Below are 17,006 nucleotides of genomic sequence, written 5' to 3'. Positions count from 1 at the left end.
CGATCCTCTTCGTTCGCAAGCGCCGCTAGCTCAATTGGCAGAGCAGCTGACTCTTAATCAGCGGGTTCGGGGTTCGAGTCCCTGGCGGCGCACAACAGCCCAGGCCACCAAGGTGCCCTGGGCTTTGCTGTGTCTGCAGGTCGACCTTTATTCGACCTTTTGCCAGAACCGAGCCTCCACACGCGGCTGCTAGCCGTTCCTGCATCAGCTGGCTGGAGCTTCATCTGACCGTGACTGTGCGTCACATCACATCGTTTTGCATCCTCTCGCAGCACTCCGACACCTCATGGCCGACACCGTTGAGCAACCAACCATCAGCCCGGTTGGAGGCATGAGATGTCGAGACCACCACTGCCCATCGGCACCTGGGGAAAGATCTCCTCGAAGCCCACCCAGACCGGGAGGTGTCGGACCGTCGAACTCCCGGCGACCGACCCTCCGTGCTTCGGGGAAATCCGGCCGGTTCGCGACATGGCCATCAGCCGTTTGAACGCGTACTTGAGCGCGCTGTGGAAAGTCGTTCCACAACCCACTCGCCTTCCTCGGGACTGTCCGGCCGGAGCAGCGCGGCGGCCCGCTCAAGCTGAGCTGACCTGCGCCTTGCCTCGGTATCGTTCTCAGAAGGGTTGGGGCGTTGCCCCTCCAGGATTTCCAGTCGGGCCACGGGCTTTCTTTGACATTTGCTTCTCCAGAGGGGATTGGCTTGGCGGTACTGCACGGTGAAGGTGATGCAGTACGTCTTGAGGCGGAAGCAGACGGCGGCAAGAGGAGGCTGCTCAAGGGGTAATAAGCAGCGCTGCGCCGATTTGTGCAGCAATAGCTCGGCGGCCCGACGTCGCCCGCGGTTGCGGGATCTCAAGCGTCTGATGGGTAGTAAGCAACGCCCCGCCGATCTGTGCCCCCCAGATCATGGAGAAGCTGAAGAAAATTCATCTTGAGCTAAACCGGATAAGACCAGATACCCAGTGGTCCTATCCGCGATCTGGTGAAAATGGAAACCGCTCGCCAGCTGCGCCAGTGGCTGTGGGAGTCGGGCGTCAGGTCAGTGGTGGGTACCGGATGCTGTAGGCAACTACTGATCCGGAGGGACCTGGGATGAGCCCGCGCCGGTCTGATGGCGACGGCGTACGCCTTGCTGCCGATCTGGCCGGGCCGGTCGACGTCGCGTTGAGCGGGCGGTCGAGTCGGTTCCCGTGGAGTCGGCGCTGCCGGGTGGTTGCCGCTATGAGCCGAAGTGGGACGGCTACCTTCACTGAAGGTGTCAATGATGCTGTCTGGGCGCACCACAAAGCGATGAGTGCCGAGAGAGCTCGAACCTGCGTGGCATCAGCTGGGGTAGTTTGCGGGTCGCGATGAGGTCTTGGGCGACGTCGCGCAGCGTGGTGTTGGTGTCTTGGGAATAGCGGCGCAGGATCGCGAACGCCCGGTCGCTGTCGACGCCGAAGCGCTCCATCAATATCCCCATTGCCTGTCCGACGAGTTTTCGAGCGTCGACGGCCTGGGCCATCGTCTCGTCGGGACGGGCGGTCGCGACCGCGACTGAGGCGCGCCGGGCCAGGATGTGCGCGATCGCCTCGTCGTCGACGTCGAAGTAATGCGAGAGCGATCGCGGGGGATGTCCGGTGACCAACTCGCGTCCTGAGCCAACAACGTAGGAGGCAGAGCTTCCGGGCTCCGCCTTCTGCACGGCCACCAGGACGGCCGATCCTCTTGGACGACAAGCGACCAGAACCGCCGAAGCTCAATTGCCCACCGTCAGCACCAGGAGCTGGACTAGAACGCCTTGGTGCGCACACACTTCCTTCAGGCGCCACTGGGGGAGATTCGGACATGGACACCATCGCCGTCTACGCAAATCGCAAACTGCAGCTGCTGTACACCGCCGGGTGCGCCCTGTTTGCGCTGGTCGGCGTCGTGATGTTCTTCGACGGGCGACCTGTGAAAGGACTCCTTGTTCTCGTCGCCTTCGCCGCAGGAGCCGTCCTGACCGGCAGTCAACTGGTCCGGCCGAAACCGTTGCTCGAACTCACCCCTGCTGGCCTTCGGCCCACCATCGGTGGCGTGGTGCCGTGGCAGGACGTCGAGGACGTGGGCTTCGGGATCCTCACAGGGGCCAGCCACGTGGTTGGCGTGCGGCTCTCCACCTACACCGGCTACCTCCAATCGCTTCCCGCGAACCCACCGACGAAGAACGGCAGGATCCTGTCGCTCGCCACAAGATTCATTGCCCAGCCAGCCCAGAACGACCCGACCCTGAACCGCCTCCAGAAAGAACGTGTCGCCCTGCTGACCTGGAGCCGGAACAAGACTGGCGGTTTGGACATCTACTGGCCGAAACGGCTGCTCCCCGACACCACCGTCGCCCAGATCCGCGCCTACCAAGCCGACGTGTTGAATACCTGAGCCCCCAGGCGATCTGCGCTGCGCCGGCACCGGGTTGATCAACGGGCCCAGATCGACCGCGCACACCCACTCGTAGAACCCGAACAGGACACTCAGCTGATGGTTGATCCCGCGCGGCGTACTTCGTGCCCGGCACCGCCTTGCCCGTGATCGGGTTCACCGATCCCGGCGACGGTGCATCCGCGCGCCGGTTCAGCCGCTGCGGAACCGGCGACTCGCGCATCCACTCGACGATTTCCCGCACGTCAGTCCGCTCCGCGCGCTCCCACGTCGTCCCGGCCGTGGAGAAACCGGAACCACCGCAGCAGGTCGTACCCGTAGCTGCGCAGCGTCGCCGGCGAACAACCCGAAGCCCCTAGGTCCCGTAGGAAAGACGACGCCGCCACATGCTCCTCGTCGGGAAACCACGCCCGCCACCGCAGACCCTGCTCGAACTCGACAACCTGACCCAGCTCGCCACCCGACACCGCCATACCCTCTGCAGACATCCACCTACTACGCCAATCGGGCGCTCGAAGATTTCAGTCAACTAGCCGCGTCGCCATTGTCCGCGGTGGTGGCGCGGCTGTGGACCCGCAACCGCAACGACATCAGCGACCGTTTCCCGGACATTGTTGACGCCGCCGTGCGGCAGCTGCCCGAGGGCGTGGTTCTGGATGGCGTTTATCTAAGGTCGCAGGTTACGCGTTCAACACATCGCGGACTCGCTGACGGGCGTCCCTGGCTGTCGTGTTGCACAGCCCTAGGTCCTCGTGTCTACGACACGGCGGGAGTGTCGATGCAGGTAGAGCGCGCGGCTCCTCTGGAGGCTGGTAAGAGTCGTGGACCGTCGTGGGCGATGAGGACCAGGGAGTAGGCCCGGGGGTGTCCCGGGTGCGGAGGGCTGATCGTGGTGGCCATAGTGGAGGGAGCGACGGACGCGATGGGTCGGATCCGCGAGCAGGCGCCCGGGGTGAGAGGTGGTTATCCATGCGTTGTGACATCACTCCGGGCGGTACCTTTCCCGATTACGCGCTGCTGGATCACGTCGGCGTCGTCCGGGCTCTCAGCGAGCTGCAGGGCCGTGATCCGCTGATCGTCGTGCTGTCTCGCGGCCACTACTGTCCCGAGGAGCATCAGCACCATCTCGAGTTGGCCGCGTTTCAGTCGAAGCTCGCGCTGGGTTGCGCCGGGGTGGTCACCATTTCGACCGACGGACGGCCCCAGGTGCAAGAGTTCCGCGCCTCGGTCGACGCTCGGTGGACCTTTCTGTCCGACCCGGGGCGGACGGTCCAGAAAGATCTCGACATCCAGGATTACACCGATCCGGTCAACGACCCGATGGTCCCGCACATCCTCGTGCTCAAGCCGGGACTGGTGATTCACACCGTTTACAACGGCTATTGGTTCTGGGGCCGTCCGACGGTCGACGATCTGTGGCTCGACCTGCGGGCGGTGACACGCGAGATCCGCGCTGACTGGGATCTGGGCGCGCCGGGTCTCCGTGCAGCGTGGGCGGCGGGCGACCGGTTCCCGTTCGACGGGTGGGCAGCACGCCTGGCGGCTAGCGGATCGCGGTCCCCCGAAGCTGGCGGCGAGAGCTGACGCCGAGCTTGCTGAAGACCTTGCGCAGATGCCACTCGACCGTCCGTGCGCTGATGAACAGCTGGGCTCCGATCTCGGGGTTCGAGAGGCCGTCGCGGGCCAGCCGCGCGATCTGGGCTTCCTGGGCGGTGAGTTCGTGCTGCGCCTCGAAAGTGCGTTTCGGTGCGGCCGCACCTGCGACGGCGAGTTCCCGGCGGGCGCGCTCGGCGAATCCGTCCATTCCCATCGAGGCGAACATCTCGTAGCCGATGCTCAGTTGGGCGCGCGCGTCCGCCCGGCGGTGCGACCGACGGAGCCACTCTCCGTAGAGCAGGTGAGCCCGCGCGAGCTCGGCGCGGACCCGGGCCTGGCTCAGACGCTCCAGCGCCTCGCGGAACAATCGCTCGGCGTCGTCACCTTCGCTGAGCAACGCTCGCGCCCGGGCCGCCATCCCCAGGGCCCAGTCGGTTCCGCTTGCCAGCGCCTTCGTGGAAAGACGCTCGGCGGCCTCTTCGGCTAGTTCTGGGTGTCCGGCCCGCGTGGCGGACTCGACCAGCTCTGTCAGCCCCCAGTTGTGCGCGACCATCTCTTGTGGATCCTCACAAGCGCGCCGGGCGGCCGCCAGGGCCTCGTCGTACCGGCCGATGCTGTTGCAGAGAACCGCGTGCGCATACTCGCTGATCGCGACGCCGACCCCTTCGCCGCGTACGGCTGCCTCGCGCAGCGTGATCTCGATCAGTTCGTTGCTTTCGGCGAGCTGCCCGCGCCACGCGGCGACGGTCAATGCACCGTACGGCGCCTCGTCGATCCCCATCGCGTCCCGCACCCATTGTGCCTCCTCGACCAGCGCGGCGGCCGCGGTCAACTCGCCGCAGAACACCAGTACCGGCGTTCGCGAACCGAGCGCCAGCGGCAGCTCGCTCAGCGCACCGGTCTTCCTGGCCGTCTGGAGATGCTGGTAGGACAGGGCGTAAGCGTTCTCGTCATCCCACACTTCGAGTGCGAGTACGCAGCCCTGCCACAGCCAGCGCAGTCTGTCGCGGGTCTGGATCTCTTCGGAGCGGAGTCTTTGCAACGCCTTCCGGCAGGCTGGAATCGCCCCGGCGTAGTCGTCGGTGAGTGCGCTGAAAGCGTCCAGCAACAAGTCGCCGGGAGTCGGCTCCTGGTCCGCTCGAAGGGGAACAGCCCGGGCAGCCTGAGCTACGTCGACGATGCTCACTCCGCCGTTGAGCCGAGCCGCGAACTGCGCGGCCGAGAAGGCATCCAGGTAGGTCTGCCGAGCCAATTGGGGGTCGAGCGGTTCGAGGCGTCTCGCGGCCGCGAGCAAGAGTGGCGTCGCCTCACTCCCGCGCCGGGAAGCGAAGGCCATCAAGGCCCTGACCATGTCGATCTGGGCGCGTTGCGCCGCGTCGGCCGGTCCGGCGTCGGCTGTGGCTAGCAGGCGGCGGGCGACCTCGAAAGCGCCGGTCTGTACGTTGGCGAAGGCCGCATCCAGCGCCAGTCGGGCCCGCATCGCCGGATCGGGCGCCAGGTCGGACGCACGGGTCAGGAACGCCGCAGCCGCCACCAGACCGCCTCTGGCCTGGGCCCGCCCGGCCGAGCGCTCGAGCTCGGCCGCGACGTCCTCGTCGGGTCCCGCCGTCGCCAGCGCACGGTGCCAGGCATGCCGATCGGGATCGGCCTTGGCGTCGGTGGCCTGGGCGAGCGCGCGGTGGACCCGGTGGCGGTCGTCGACAGCGGCGGCCCGGTAACTGGCGGACCTGATCAGCGGATGAGCGAACTCCACTCGGCTGCGAATCTGCACGAGCCCGTCGTCCATCGCCGGAGCCGCCGCGGCCATGTCGACGCCGAGGGTCGCAGCGGCACTGCGCAGCAGGTCGGCATTACCGAGTGGCTCCGCGGCAGCTGTGAGCACCAACAGTCGGGTCTCCAACGGAAGGACCAGCAGACGCCGGCGGTAGCTTCGCTCGATCTTGCCTGCCACCGCGTGGTTGTCGGGGAGCCCGAATCCGCCGGCCAGATCTGCGGTAGTCCAGGTCCGCGGCAGTTCGAGAAGTGCTAGCGGATTGCCATGGCTTTCAACGATGATCTGGTCGCTGACGGCCACATCGAGCGGTGCGTGCATGTTCCCCAGCAGCAAGGTCCGGGCGTCGGCGTCATCGAGTCCGGTGATCCGCAGCGAGTGCAGTCCTTCGAAGACGTCGTCCTCGATCCCCGTTCGCGCAGCGCAGACGAAGGCAACGCGTTCGGCGAGGAGCCGGCGAGCGACGAACCCGAAGACCTGGACGGATGAACGATCCAGCCACTGCGAGTCCTCGACGACGCAGATCAGCGGGTCCTTCTCCGCGGCCTCGGCCACCAGGCTGAGCGTCGCGAGCCCGACCATCAGCGGATCAGGTACCGGCCCGGCGCTCAGCCCGAAGACCGTGGCGAGCGCATCGCGCTGCGGGCCCGGCAATCGTTCGAGGTGATTCAGCAGGGGCGTGCACAGCTGGTGCAGGCCGCTGTAGGCCAGTTCCATCTCCGACTCCACGCCGGTGACCGTTGCGATCCTCCAGCCGGCGACCAGCCCGTACAAGTAGCCGAGCAGCGCGCTCTTGCCTACGCCCGCATCACCACGCAGTACCAGGACCCGACTGCCGCCGCCGAGCACCTCGGCCACCAATAGGTCCAGAGTCGCGCATTCGCTGCGCCGTCCGAGCAACAGCGCGGTCGGCTCAGCACCCGCCCCGGACAAGGCCGAGCCCCCGGACCTGACCTTCGCACTGCGAAACCTTGTGCAATTGCGCCATATCGCCCCCACCCGGATGCCCTGACCATCCCCAGTGACAGCGCTATCGGACTTGCCGTCGTTCGGCACGGAAAGTGAGGCAACCGCCACTGACGATCCGGATCCCGGAGGCGCCAGCCAGTTCACGGCGACCACTGCCGTCAGCGTATGACCTGATCGACCGCAGGGGAACCGCTTCGAGCCCTTGGCGCAGCGAAGGCACGGTCGGTCCTCAGCGAGGTGGACGCAACCGGCGCGAGGCGGTGGCGTGGTAGGGCGCGAGGAAGGTGGTCAGCGCGGCAAGCGTCGCTGCGGGTGCTTGCTCGGCGATCCAGTGACCGGCGCCGGGAATGACCGCAGTAGTGACGTCGTTGGCCGCGGGTTCCATATCCGTCGCGACCATCCCACCCCAGCTGTTCAGGCCACCCATGCCGAGAACGGGGATCGTCAGCTTGGTGTCCTTGCGGACCACGTTCTGCTCCAGAGTGGCGTCCCAGGAACGGTAAAGCCCGAAGCTGGCGCGCAAGGCGTCCCGGTTGCGGGTGTGGAGGCTGACGTAGTAGTTGATCGCGTAGTCCGGCAGGGTCGCGCCGCCACCCTGGATCGAGAATTCGTAGCGGTAGTAGGCGTTGGCGTTGCTGCCGACCATGTCGACGATGAGTTCGTCGTCGACCCGGTTGAACGCGATGTGCCACAGCTTGTTGTTCACCGCCGCGAAGATGAAGTACGACGGCGCGTCGCCCACACCGGGCGGACCGGGGACCTCGGCGACCGCCAGGCGCTCCACCCGGTCGCGGTGATCGGCGGCAAGGGCGTAGCTGATCACCATCCCGGTGTCGTGCCCGACCACCGCGAAGCGTTCGTGCCCAAGCGCCGTCATCAGGGCTGCGAGGTCGGTGGCGAGTGTCCCTGCGTCGTACCCCGTTCGGGTCTTCTCGCTCAGCCCGAGACCGCGCTGGTCGACCGCGATCACGGTGTAGTTCCTGGCCAGGGACGGCATCAGGAAGCGCCACGCGTACCAGTTCTCCGACCAGCCGTGTACCAGCAAGAGTGGAGGTCCGTCGCCTCCGATCACCACGTGCTGGCGGATCCCGTTGGCGCGCACGAATCGGCTCTTGAAGGTCTGAGCAAACCCTGCCGGAAGCCGCGGCGCCGTGGCGACGGTACCGAAGTCGTCCGGGACCCGGCCGACCGTTCCGGCAGCGGCCGGTGCGGCCCAGCCGCCGACGAGCGCGGCCCCGGCGGCCGCGCCTGCGAAGGTACGCCGCGACAGCCCCCGGTGAGCGTCCTGGGTTGTCGGATCAGCGGTGGCGTCGCCGAGCGGTTCCGGTTCGTGCAGTGACCTGTTCATGACCATTCTCCTCCTCCGGCGACCACCGACTGTGGCCGAGCACTCCATCAGCCTGGTCCGGCCGACCTCCATCACCCACCGGTCAAAGACCCTGGTCACCGCCCCACAGGCCGAACCAGGGACACTCCCTGGTCCCGGTGAAGAGCTCGGGCGTGAGCATGGAGATCGTCGGCCTCACTCAGCGCCGACATCCCCGTACTGCTGTGGAAAGGACTTGTCATGCCCGCAGATCTCGCACAGTTTCCCGTTGCCAACGGCCCTGGTTCTGTCGCGCAGGCCCCCGATCTCCCGGCCGGGTTCGCTGCGACGTTCAGCAGCCGGTTCATCGAGACGGCCGGCCTACGTCAGCACGCGGTCGTCGGAGGCAGCGGTCCAGCCGTCCTGTTGATCCACGGCTGGCCGGAGAACTGGTACGCCTGGCGCTTCGTGATGCCATCGCTCGCCCAGAACCACACCGTGATCGCCGTCGACCAGCGCGGTCTCGGCCTGACCGGCAAACCCGACGACGGGTACGACGCCGGCACGCTCGCCGGTGATCTGATCGCCTTGATGGACGTACTCGGGCACGAACGCTTCGCGGTGATCGGGCACGACACCGGCGTGGTGGCCGCCTACGCCCTGGCCGCCGACCACCCCGACCGGGTCGACCGGCTCGCCGTCGCTGAGATCCCCGGGCCGCCCGGAGCGGTACCCGCTCCGCCGCTGTTCGTCCCTGGCCCGCTCAACGACAAGGTCTGGCACATTCCCTTCAACCGCGCTGGGAAGGTGGCCGAGCAACTCGTCCAGGGGAAAGAGCACATCTTCTTCGGCTACGAGTTCGCCATCCAAGGCGGCAAACCACTATCCGAGACGGTGATCGACTACTACGTCCAGGGCTTCACCAACCCCGAGTCCCTGCGCGGTTGCTTCGGGTTCTACCGCGCCTGGGACGCCACCATGGCGCAGAACAAGGTGCGCGCGACGCAACCGCTGCCGATGCCCGTACTGGCCATCGGTGGCGCCGACAGCTGGGCGGACCACGTCGCGGACGGTATGCGTCCAGTGGCTGCCAACGTCCAGGGCGCCGTGATCGCCGCGGCCGGTCACTGGGTCGCGGAGCAGGCACCCGAGGAACTGCTGCCCGTCCTGACCACCTTCCTGACCGACTGAGGACACGCTGAGCACCACGACGGAGGCAGGGGCCGGTACCGCTGCCGGCCTTCATCTGGGCGCTCTTCACCGTCATGTACGTCGTCGGCACCATCAACAACAAGGCCGGCAGCTTCAGGCTGGACCTGCGGCATCCGCTGCTAGGGCCGTTGACGGCGTACATCCCGGTCGTCGCACTCCTGCTCATCAGCAACTACGCGAGAGAACTCGGCGTTCTCGCCCAGTGGCTGACATTCGCCGCCATCGCCGCGCTCGCAATCAACGCCGCCCAACTCGTCGCCCATTGGCTGTCCAACCCGTTCGACCGGAACGCGTTGCACCCGCGGTACCTGCTGCCCGTCACCGCCGGACCGTTCATCGCCGCCATCACCTTGGCCAGAATGAACGACGGTACGGCGGCCGTAGCCGATCTTCGGCGCCGGCGTCTACTTCTGGCTACTGCTCCATTGAGACCCCGTCGGGCAGGGTCCGTCCTGCGCATCACCGCACTCGTGCTCCATGAACCCGAAGGTCGCTTCTTGCACCCCCACCGCAGAACCGGGATCACCGTTTCCAGGACAGGATCAGCCGAAAAATATGGAAAAGGCGAAGCCGGCTTCCAGGAGAGCCTCGGACAGGCCAAGGCCTCTGCAGCGCCGTAGTCGGCGATCACCGAACCGACAACCATAAGCAGGAGCGTCAGCGCAGCAGCGCCGCGCGCTCCCCCACACCGGCTTCGGGACATGCACGACTCTCGCCGACCAACCGTCGCCGCTCGTCCGCCGCCACTCCAAGATCAGGGCCGACCAAGGGCCACGCTCGAACGCCGTACCGAGCACCCAGCAGTGCCGCCGGTCCCCAGCTCAGGTACGCCGCTCGGCGCGGACATCCCCCGCCCGCACGAGAACCGCTACGCCAAACCTCGGAGGTGCGCCGGGTAGTACCGCGGTACGACGGGCTCGTCGAAGATCAGGCCGCGGTACTACGGGCGGCGGTTGCCGGATCCCTACGTTGGGGATCAGGAGACCGGCTCCGGAAGTGAGGACGAGGAATGATCGAGGCACGACAGCTCACCAAGCGGTACGGCGAGACGACGGCGGTCGACGGACTGGAGTTCGCCGTACGGCCCGGTGCCGTCACGGGGTTCCTCGGGCCGAACGGTGCGGGCAAGTCGACGACGATGCGGATGATCATCGGGCTCGACGCACCCACGAGCGGCTCGGTGACGGTCAACGGGAAGCACTACCGAGAGCACCGGGCTCCGCTGCAGGAGGTCGGCGCGCTGCTCGAGGCGAAGTCCACGCATCCTGGCCGGTCGGCCTTCAACCACCTGCTGGCGCTGGCCCAGACGCACGGCATCCCGCGTCGCCGGGTCGCCGAGGTGATCGAGCTGGCCGGTCTGCAGTCGGTGGCCGGGAAGCGGGCCGGGCAGTTCTCGCTCGGGATGGGGCAGCGCCTCGGTATCGCCGGTGCCCTGCTCGGGGACCCGGCGACGGTCATGCTCGACGAGCCGGTCAACGGGCTGGACCCGGAGGGCGTGCTGTGGATCCGCAACCTGCTCACCGGTCTTGCCGCCGAAGGACGAACGGTCTTCGTTTCCTCGCACCTGATGAGTGAGATGGCTCTGGTCGCGGACCGGCTGATCGTCGTCGGTCGCGGCCGGCTGCTCGCCGACACCACCGTCGACGAACTGGTCCGGGAAGCCGGCGGCGACATCGTTCAGGTGGCAACCGCCGATCCGGCGCGGCTGCGGGACGTCCTGGCCGGTCCCGGCGTCGAGATCGTCGGGCAGGCCGGTTCCGAAGCGCTCGAGGTCTCGGGTCTCTCGGCCCGTTCCGTCGGCAGCACGGCGGCCGAGCACGGCATCGCGTTGTACGAGCTGACGACGAAGAAGGTGTCGTTGGAGGAGGCGTTCATGGACCTGACGCGGGACACGGTCGTGTACCACGGCACCACCGAGCCCGGGGAGCGTGCGGCATGACGACAGTCGCTCCGCCTCCCCCGACCCCCGTGGCACGCAAGCAGGAGTACCGCGTCACCGGCGCGCACGTCCTCCGTTCGGAGTCGACCAAGCTCCGGTCGCTGCGATCGACCTGGATCACGCTCGGACTCGGTCTGGCGTTCCTGCTGGCCTTCGGGATCATCGCGGCGCTCCGGTACCACTCCAGCCTCACGTCCGGCCGCCAACTCGACCCCGATTTCGCCGACGCGACCACGCTGGAGCTGGCGTTGTTCGGAGTACCGCTCTCGCAGCTGGCTCTCGGAGTGCTCGGAGTGCTGATCACCGGCAGCGAATACTCGACTGGATCGATCCGCTCCACACTCGCCGCCGTACCGCGCCGGATGCCGGTCCTGTGGTCGAAAGCCACCGTGTACGGCGTGATCGCGCTGGTCATAGCCTTCGTCGGGGTCTTCGTGACCTTCCTCGTCGACAGCGGGATCCTGACCGGAACCCCGGCCGCCCTTACGCTCTCCAGCGCTGGCGTCGTCCGTTGCCTGCTCGGCGCAACTGTCTACCTCGGGCTGATCGGCGTGATCGGGGTTGCGCTCGGAGCGCTGCTGCGGTCCGTGGCCGGAGCGATCTCGACGCTGGTCGGAGTGCTGATGCTCGTTCCGGGGCTGGTCTCCTTGCTGCCGAAGTCCTGGCATCACGCAATCCAGCAGTACCTGCCGAGTGAGGCCGGTCAGTCGATGTACGCGTTGCACCACGCGACGTACACGCTGACGCCGGGCAAAGGCTTCCTGGTCTTCGCCGCCTGGACGGCTCTGGCACTGGCCGCGGCTGCTTGGCGGCTGATGCGGACCGATGCCTGAACGGCTTCTTGGTAATCGGCGGTCACAATGGTCAGGTGGGCAGGGTGACTGGCATCAAGGCACCGGAACCGACGGACTTCCTGGCCGCCGATCCCGATCCGCTGTCGCGGCACCCGCTGGTGCTCCGCGGCCGGCGGATCGACCAATGGCTGCGCCGTGCGGATCGCGCCCGGCCATGGGTTCTGGACACCGCGGTCGTCGCCCTTGTCTTCTTGCTGTTCTGCATGCCCGAGCTGCTGGACGTCGGCGACGCAAGGAGAGACCTCCCGCCGTTCGCGCAGGTCCCCCTCGCGGTGACAGTCGCTTTGCAGGCAGGACTGGTGCTCCCCCTGTTCCTGCGCAGGCGTACACCGACAGCGGCCTTCGCCATCACGGCGACAGCCTTCGTCGTGCAGTGGTCACTGCCGGCGTTCCTCCGCGCAGACGTCGCCTTGCTGATCGTGCTGTACAGCCTCACACTACACAGCACGCTGCGGCGCTTGCTCTGGGCGTGTGTGGCGACGGTTGCCGCGCTGACACTGGCCGTCGTCCGTCTCTCCACCTTCGCGTCGGTGGCGGGCGCGGCATTCTTCCTGGTCAGTGCCACTACGGCCGCGGTCGCGCTTGGCCTCGTCGTCCGGCTCAGGCGCTCGCAACTCACCGGTCTCCGCGACCGGGCCGCCCAGCTCGAGATCGAGCGCGATCAGCGCAGCCTGCTGGCGGTCGCCGGCGAACGAGCCCGCGTCGCGCGCGAGATGCACGACATCCTCGGGCACAACCTGTCGGTCATCATCCGGCTCGCCGACGGCGGGGCGTACGCCGTCCGGGTCAACCCCGACCGAACCGCCCAGGCGCTCACGCTGATCGGGGAGACCGGACGCGAGGCCCTCAACGACCTACGCCGTACGCTCGGCGCGCTGCGGGACGAGGCCGCCGCACCACAACTGAGTCCGCAGCCCGGCATCGCCGATGTCGACGCTTTGTGCGACCGGATCCGCGCGGCGGGTCCACGAGTCGTCTACCGGACGGCCGGTGACATTCCCGCCGATCGAGGTCTCCAACTGGCCGCGTACCGGATCGTCCAGGAAGCGCTGACCAACTCCCTCAAGCACGCCGGCCCCGACACCGAGGCGCGGGTCTCACTCGAGGTCGTGCACGAGCGGCTGCGGATCCACATCGAGGACACCGGCCCGCCGAGCGGCGTCCAGCCGGCGAGCGAGTCCTCCGATGATGGGCAAGGCCTCATCGGCGTCCGCGAACGCGCCGCCCTGTACGGCGGCACCGTACGGGCCGGCCACACCCCAGCCGGCGGCTGGATCGTGCAGACCGAGCTCGAGGTCGCCCCTGCTCCTGAGAGGACGCCATGACCACGGTGCTGATCGTGGACGACCAGCCGCTGCACCGACTCGGTCTGCGCATCCTGCTGGAGTCCGTACCCGAGACCCAGGTCGCCGGCGAGGCCGAGTCGGGTTCGGACGCAGTACGCCGGACCGCTGAGCTCCGGCCCGATGTCGTGCTGATGGACATCCGGATGCCCGGCATGGACGGGATCGAGGCCACTCGCCAGATCGTTGCCAGCGGCCACCGTTCGCGGGTCCTGGTCCTCACGACCTTCGACCTCGACGAGTACGCCCACGCGGCACTGCGCGCCGGAGCGAGCGGCTTCCTGCTCAAGGACGCCCGGCCGGACGAACTGCTGGGCGGCATCCGCGCGGTCGCCGCCGGCGACGCGATCATCGCTCCGGCCCTGACCCGGCGCCTCCTCGACACCTACGTCCAGCAGCTCCCGCGCGGACCCCACGCCGACGACGACGCCAAGCTCGAGGCCCTGACCGACCGCGAACGCGAGATCCTCGTCGCCATCGCCCGTGGCTGGACCAATCCCGAGATCGCCGCCCGCCTCCACCTCTCCGAGTCCACCGTAAAAACCCACGTCGGCCGCGTCCTCGCCAAAGTCGGCGCCCGCGACCGCATCCAAGCCGTCATCTTCGCCTACGACATCGGCCTAGCCTCCCCCAACCCAACCTGACACACACCCGACTCCCAGGTTGTACGCGTGGTCAGCGAAAGACCCCGGTGTGGCCGAGCGAGTAGCGACCTGGCTGGGGGAACACCGCCAGGCCGTGCGGGCCGCTGCCGACCTTGATCCGGGCCAGGAGCTTGCCGGTGGACAGGCGTACGGCGTAGACGACTCCGTGGTAGCGGCCGGAGACCCAAAGGATCGTTCCGTCGGGCGAGAGCTTCACGTCCTGCGGCATCGGTTGCATCTTCCCCGGCCGGATCGGCAGCCGCAGGACCTTCAGGACGCGCTCGCCCGCGGTGTCCACCAGCAGCAGTTGACCGGAGAACTCACACGAGACCACGAAGGTTCGCCCGTCCGCAGCGAAGTCGGCATGGTTCACGCCGGCGCAGGGCGCCGGTACTGGATCCCTGTGTTGCCTCGCCGTCGTGCGGTCTTCAGGGGGTGGGTGGTCAGTGCGGGAGGGCGGTGCTCGCGTCGTACCACTGGTGCGGGTCCAGCGGCTTGTTCGGGAGGGTCAATGACTCGGCGATGCGACGCAGGGCGGATGTGTTGACAGGGGTGTCCAGCGTGCGGATGGTGATGGCTACGCCGTTGCGTTCCAGACGTAGGACGTTCTTGGGGCCTGGTTGGTAGGCGGGGGCGCCGTTCTGGTTGGGGATGGTTTCGAGGTGGTCCCAGAGGTACCAGGCCTTGTAGCCGTGGATTGTCAGGTCGGGCGACGTACCGATGCGGGTCTGCGCGTTCCAGAACTTGTCAGTGGAGTAGGTGATCTCGAGGTCCTCGCCGGGTTGGGCCTGGGGGCCCCAGATGCTGCCGTAGGTGACGCCCTCGCCGGCCTTCGGGTGGTCCTTGTCACCACTCCAGAGCGGGCGGTCGACCGTGCCGGTGGCCGGGTTGTTGTCGGTGAAGATCATGCTGAAGGAGTGACCGTCGCCCGGGAAGTTCGAGGTCTTGTCCTGGACTCGGAGGGGGTGCAGGCCGGCGGGGACGTAGCCGAGTTTGAACGGGCTCGTCAGCCGTTGGGGCGTGGCCTTGACGGTCTTGGCGATGGCCAGGGCGGTGGTGGGGTCGCTGTCCGAGGGGGCGTCGATGGTCGGGACCTTGACGGTGCCCCAGTGGCGCTGGGACTGGCACGCCAGAAGGGCCCAGATGCCTTTCGCGGGTTGCCAGGCAACGCTGGTCACCGGCCGCCCGTCCTTACCGAACGACATCGCGTAGCCGGGTGGGAACGGGACGACGGGTTCGCCGTCCGGCATGGTGGCGAGGCGGCCCGCGAGGCCGTTGATGTCCACCCGTGGGCTGTTGGCCGGGATGCGGGAAGGGTTGAAGTCGCCGTTGCGGTGCAGGGTCAGCAGGCACCACTTCTGCCATGGGCTGTCGACGCCGGCCAACTGGTAGATCTGCCGGTTCGCCTGGTAGGCGCGGGGGTTGACGATCATTCCGGCCGGGGCGGTGACCGTGATCCAGTTCTGCCAGGCCTCGCCCGGCTGTCCAGCGACCGGCGCCTGCTCGAGGCCGACCCGGAGGCCGATGGCGGCGGTCGCGGTGGCAGCGGCGGTGGCGAGAACGAGCACGGTACGGCGTCGTCTCGGCGGCCTCTGCGAGGGGGACAGCTGCTGCGGCGGCAGCGCGTCGAGGTTCAGTGTCGGCGTGGGTGCGGTGGCGGCGAGGCGATCGAAGGCCGCCCGGAGTTCCGAATCAGTGCGCATTGATGACTCCAGGTGAGGTGGATGCGGACGGCCCCAGCTCGATCCGGAGCTTGGCCAGTGCACGAGAGGCGTACGAGCGAACGGTGTGCGGGGCGCAGCCGATCGTTTCGGCGATCTCGGCGTCGGTGAGGCCGCCGTAGTACCGCAGCGCGAGGACCGTGCGTTGCCGGCGCGGAAGTTTGGCGAGCCCCGCGACGAGCTCGTCCTGGTCGGCGAGCCGCACGGCGTGGTCCGGTTGCGAGCGGTCGGCATCGAGCCAGATCTCCGGCCGCGGGATGATCCGGGACCACTTGCGGCGCCAGGACAGGTACTCGTTGACGACCATCCGGTGCAGGTATGCCTCCGGCCGGGCGACCGCCTGCACCCGCTCCCAGTGCCGGTGCGCCTTGATCACGGTCTCCTGACGAGGTCCTCGGCCAGATGGCCGGACCCGCACAGCACGGTCGCGAACCGGATCAGCTCCGGTACGCCGCCTCGTGCCCACTCCTCGAACGTCACCTCGACTCCCTCCCGGACCGATGCAACACCGGCTCTCCCAGGAAAAACGCATCTCGGCCCGGATCCGATGCGCGGGTACCAGCATCTGCCTCCCAACCCGACACGCTCGGTGAGCGGCTAGTTGACTGAACTCTTCTGAGCGCCGATTGGTGCTACAGGAGGCATCAGGAGAGGGCCTGGCGTGCCAATCGCGGAGCATCACGCTGCGCGGGCGGTGCTGCAGCGCGCCTCTCGGCTCGAACTGGACCTTGCACGATCTTCGCCACACCGCTGCCGCGCGGATGCTGTCGGATCCGGCGTTCACGCTTTTCGACGTGCAGACGATCCTGCGACACGCCGGCGGTGAGATCCTCATCCAGCTTGCCGGGTGGCGGAAGCTCTGCGGAATCTTGGCAGCAGACTGGAAGCGCTCGACACTCTCAGGCAAGTCCTTGCCGAGGACGTCGGTGCCCCCGAATTTCGGCCAGCCTTCGGCGCCGAACAGCTTGCCCATCAGGTCCTTGCCGCCGAGAGACTTGCCGACCGAGTCGCGCACCGACTTCATGACTCCGCCGTACCGCTTGGCGCTCCACTCCCGGAGCGACCGCCGCTGGGCGTCGCTGAGGTTGGCGTCTCGCCCAGCCAGGATCGCGTCGCTGACCAGCAGCTTGCCGAGGAACTCGTCCGTGAACTCCTCGGGAAGGTTGTCCCGGTCTAGCCGCTGCCGTGGTTCACGGTTGGCGGGTGGTTCTTCGCTCGTCAGTCCTGCTCTCTGGCAGAGCTTTGCCC

The 17,006-nt window shown here is 67.6% G+C and carries 15 protein-coding genes, 1 tRNA gene and 1 pseudogene; 10 read left to right on the top strand and 7 right to left on the bottom strand.

What is annotated here, in order from left to right; translation table 11 throughout:
- The first annotated feature begins 19 nt into the window (after window positions 1–19).
- Window positions 20–92 (top strand) — tRNA-Lys (locus AB0E69_RS35145).
- A 1,169-nt stretch (window positions 93–1,261) separates the two neighbouring features.
- Here the strand turns inward: AB0E69_RS35145 and AB0E69_RS35140 are convergent.
- A pseudogene (locus AB0E69_RS35140) lies at window positions 1,262–1,585 on the bottom strand (ANTAR domain-containing protein); the annotation flags it as partial.
- Window positions 1,586–1,830: 245 nt separating this feature from the next.
- Here AB0E69_RS35140 and AB0E69_RS35135 point away from each other — a divergent pair.
- Window positions 1,831–2,403 carry a hypothetical protein gene (locus tag AB0E69_RS35135; RefSeq protein WP_360156466.1) on the top strand — a complete coding sequence of 191 codons (573 nt, stop codon included), beginning with the start codon at window positions 1,831–1,833 and terminating at the stop codon, window positions 2,401–2,403.
- 245 nt (window positions 2,404–2,648) lie between these two features.
- Here the strand turns inward: AB0E69_RS35135 and AB0E69_RS35130 are convergent, their stop codons facing one another.
- A complete protein-coding gene (locus tag AB0E69_RS35130) occupies window positions 2,649–2,891 on the bottom strand; it encodes a hypothetical protein (protein ID WP_360156463.1) in 243 nt (80 codons plus the stop codon).
- Between the two features lie 481 nt (window positions 2,892–3,372).
- Between AB0E69_RS35130 and AB0E69_RS35125 the strand changes: the two genes are divergently transcribed.
- Window positions 3,373–3,987: a redoxin domain-containing protein gene (locus tag AB0E69_RS35125; protein WP_360156460.1), complete on the top strand. Its 615-nt coding sequence runs from the start codon at window positions 3,373–3,375 to the stop codon at window positions 3,985–3,987.
- On the opposite strand, the gene AB0E69_RS35120 is transcribed toward AB0E69_RS35125, so the two are convergent.
- Window positions 3,947–6,703, bottom strand: a complete 2,757-nt coding sequence (locus AB0E69_RS35120; RefSeq protein WP_360156457.1) for a LuxR C-terminal-related transcriptional regulator — start codon at window positions 6,701–6,703, stop codon at window positions 3,947–3,949. The genes AB0E69_RS35125 and AB0E69_RS35120 overlap by 41 nt on opposite strands.
- Window positions 6,704–6,968: 265 nt before the next feature.
- Window positions 6,969–8,087, bottom strand: coding sequence for an alpha/beta hydrolase (locus AB0E69_RS35115; RefSeq protein ID WP_360156454.1), 1,119 nt, complete (start codon window positions 8,085–8,087; stop codon window positions 6,969–6,971).
- 219 nt (window positions 8,088–8,306) lie between these two features.
- Here AB0E69_RS35115 and AB0E69_RS35110 point away from each other — a divergent pair, with 219 nt between their 5' ends.
- From AB0E69_RS35110 to AB0E69_RS35085, 6 genes are all read left to right on the top strand, one after another.
- The gene (locus AB0E69_RS35110) at window positions 8,307–9,236 is read left to right on the top strand and encodes an alpha/beta hydrolase (protein WP_360156451.1); all 930 of its coding nucleotides are present in this window, start codon (window positions 8,307–8,309) and stop codon (window positions 9,234–9,236) included.
- 74 nt (window positions 9,237–9,310) lie between these two features.
- Complete coding sequence (locus AB0E69_RS35105) at window positions 9,311–9,877, top strand: hypothetical protein (RefSeq protein WP_360156448.1); 567 nt, start codon at window positions 9,311–9,313, stop codon at window positions 9,875–9,877.
- Between the two features lie 389 nt (window positions 9,878–10,266).
- Window positions 10,267–11,196, top strand: coding sequence for an ATP-binding cassette domain-containing protein (locus AB0E69_RS35100; RefSeq protein ID WP_360156445.1), 930 nt, complete (start codon window positions 10,267–10,269; stop codon window positions 11,194–11,196).
- Entirely contained in the window at window positions 11,193–12,029 is an 837-nt protein-coding gene (locus AB0E69_RS35095; protein ID WP_360156442.1) for a hypothetical protein, read from the top strand. The genes AB0E69_RS35100 and AB0E69_RS35095 overlap by 4 nt, the downstream gene beginning before the upstream one ends.
- A gap of 35 nt (window positions 12,030–12,064) precedes the next feature.
- On the top strand, window positions 12,065–13,375 hold the full coding sequence (locus tag AB0E69_RS35090; protein ID WP_360156439.1) for a histidine kinase: 1,311 nt from the start codon (window positions 12,065–12,067) through the stop codon (window positions 13,373–13,375).
- Window positions 13,372–14,037 carry a response regulator transcription factor gene (locus tag AB0E69_RS35085; RefSeq protein ID WP_360156436.1) on the top strand — a complete coding sequence of 222 codons (666 nt, stop codon included), beginning with the start codon at window positions 13,372–13,374 and terminating at the stop codon, window positions 14,035–14,037. Before AB0E69_RS35090 ends, AB0E69_RS35085 begins: the two co-directional genes overlap by 4 nt.
- A 31-nt stretch (window positions 14,038–14,068) precedes the next feature.
- Here AB0E69_RS35085 and AB0E69_RS35080 read toward each other — a convergent pair whose 3' ends face one another.
- The 3 genes from AB0E69_RS35080 to AB0E69_RS35070 all read right to left on the bottom strand — a co-directional run bounded on the left by AB0E69_RS35080 (window position 14,069) and on the right by AB0E69_RS35070 (window position 16,134).
- Window positions 14,069–14,410, bottom strand: a complete 342-nt coding sequence (locus AB0E69_RS35080; protein WP_360156433.1) for a hypothetical protein — start codon at window positions 14,408–14,410, stop codon at window positions 14,069–14,071.
- Between the two features lie 70 nt (window positions 14,411–14,480).
- Window positions 14,481–15,740: a hypothetical protein gene (locus tag AB0E69_RS35075; RefSeq protein WP_360156430.1), complete on the bottom strand. Its 1,260-nt coding sequence runs from the start codon at window positions 15,738–15,740 to the stop codon at window positions 14,481–14,483.
- On the bottom strand, window positions 15,730–16,134 hold the full coding sequence (locus AB0E69_RS35070) for a sigma-70 family RNA polymerase sigma factor (RefSeq protein WP_360156427.1): 405 nt from the start codon (window positions 16,132–16,134) through the stop codon (window positions 15,730–15,732). Before AB0E69_RS35070 ends, AB0E69_RS35075 begins: the two co-directional genes overlap by 11 nt.
- Before the next feature lie 471 nt (window positions 16,135–16,605).
- On the opposite strand from AB0E69_RS35070, the gene AB0E69_RS35065 reads away from it, so the two are divergent.
- Window positions 16,606–16,935, top strand: a complete 330-nt coding sequence (locus tag AB0E69_RS35065; protein ID WP_360156424.1) for a hypothetical protein — start codon at window positions 16,606–16,608, stop codon at window positions 16,933–16,935.
- Window positions 16,936–17,006 lie beyond the last annotated feature (71 nt).

Source organism: Kribbella sp. NPDC026611, from assembly GCF_040638345.1.
Taxonomy (GTDB): domain Bacteria; phylum Actinomycetota; class Actinomycetes; order Propionibacteriales; family Kribbellaceae; genus Kribbella.
The sequence above is the reverse complement of the archived record's forward strand: the minus strand, read 5'-3'. Positions and strand labels throughout refer to the sequence as shown.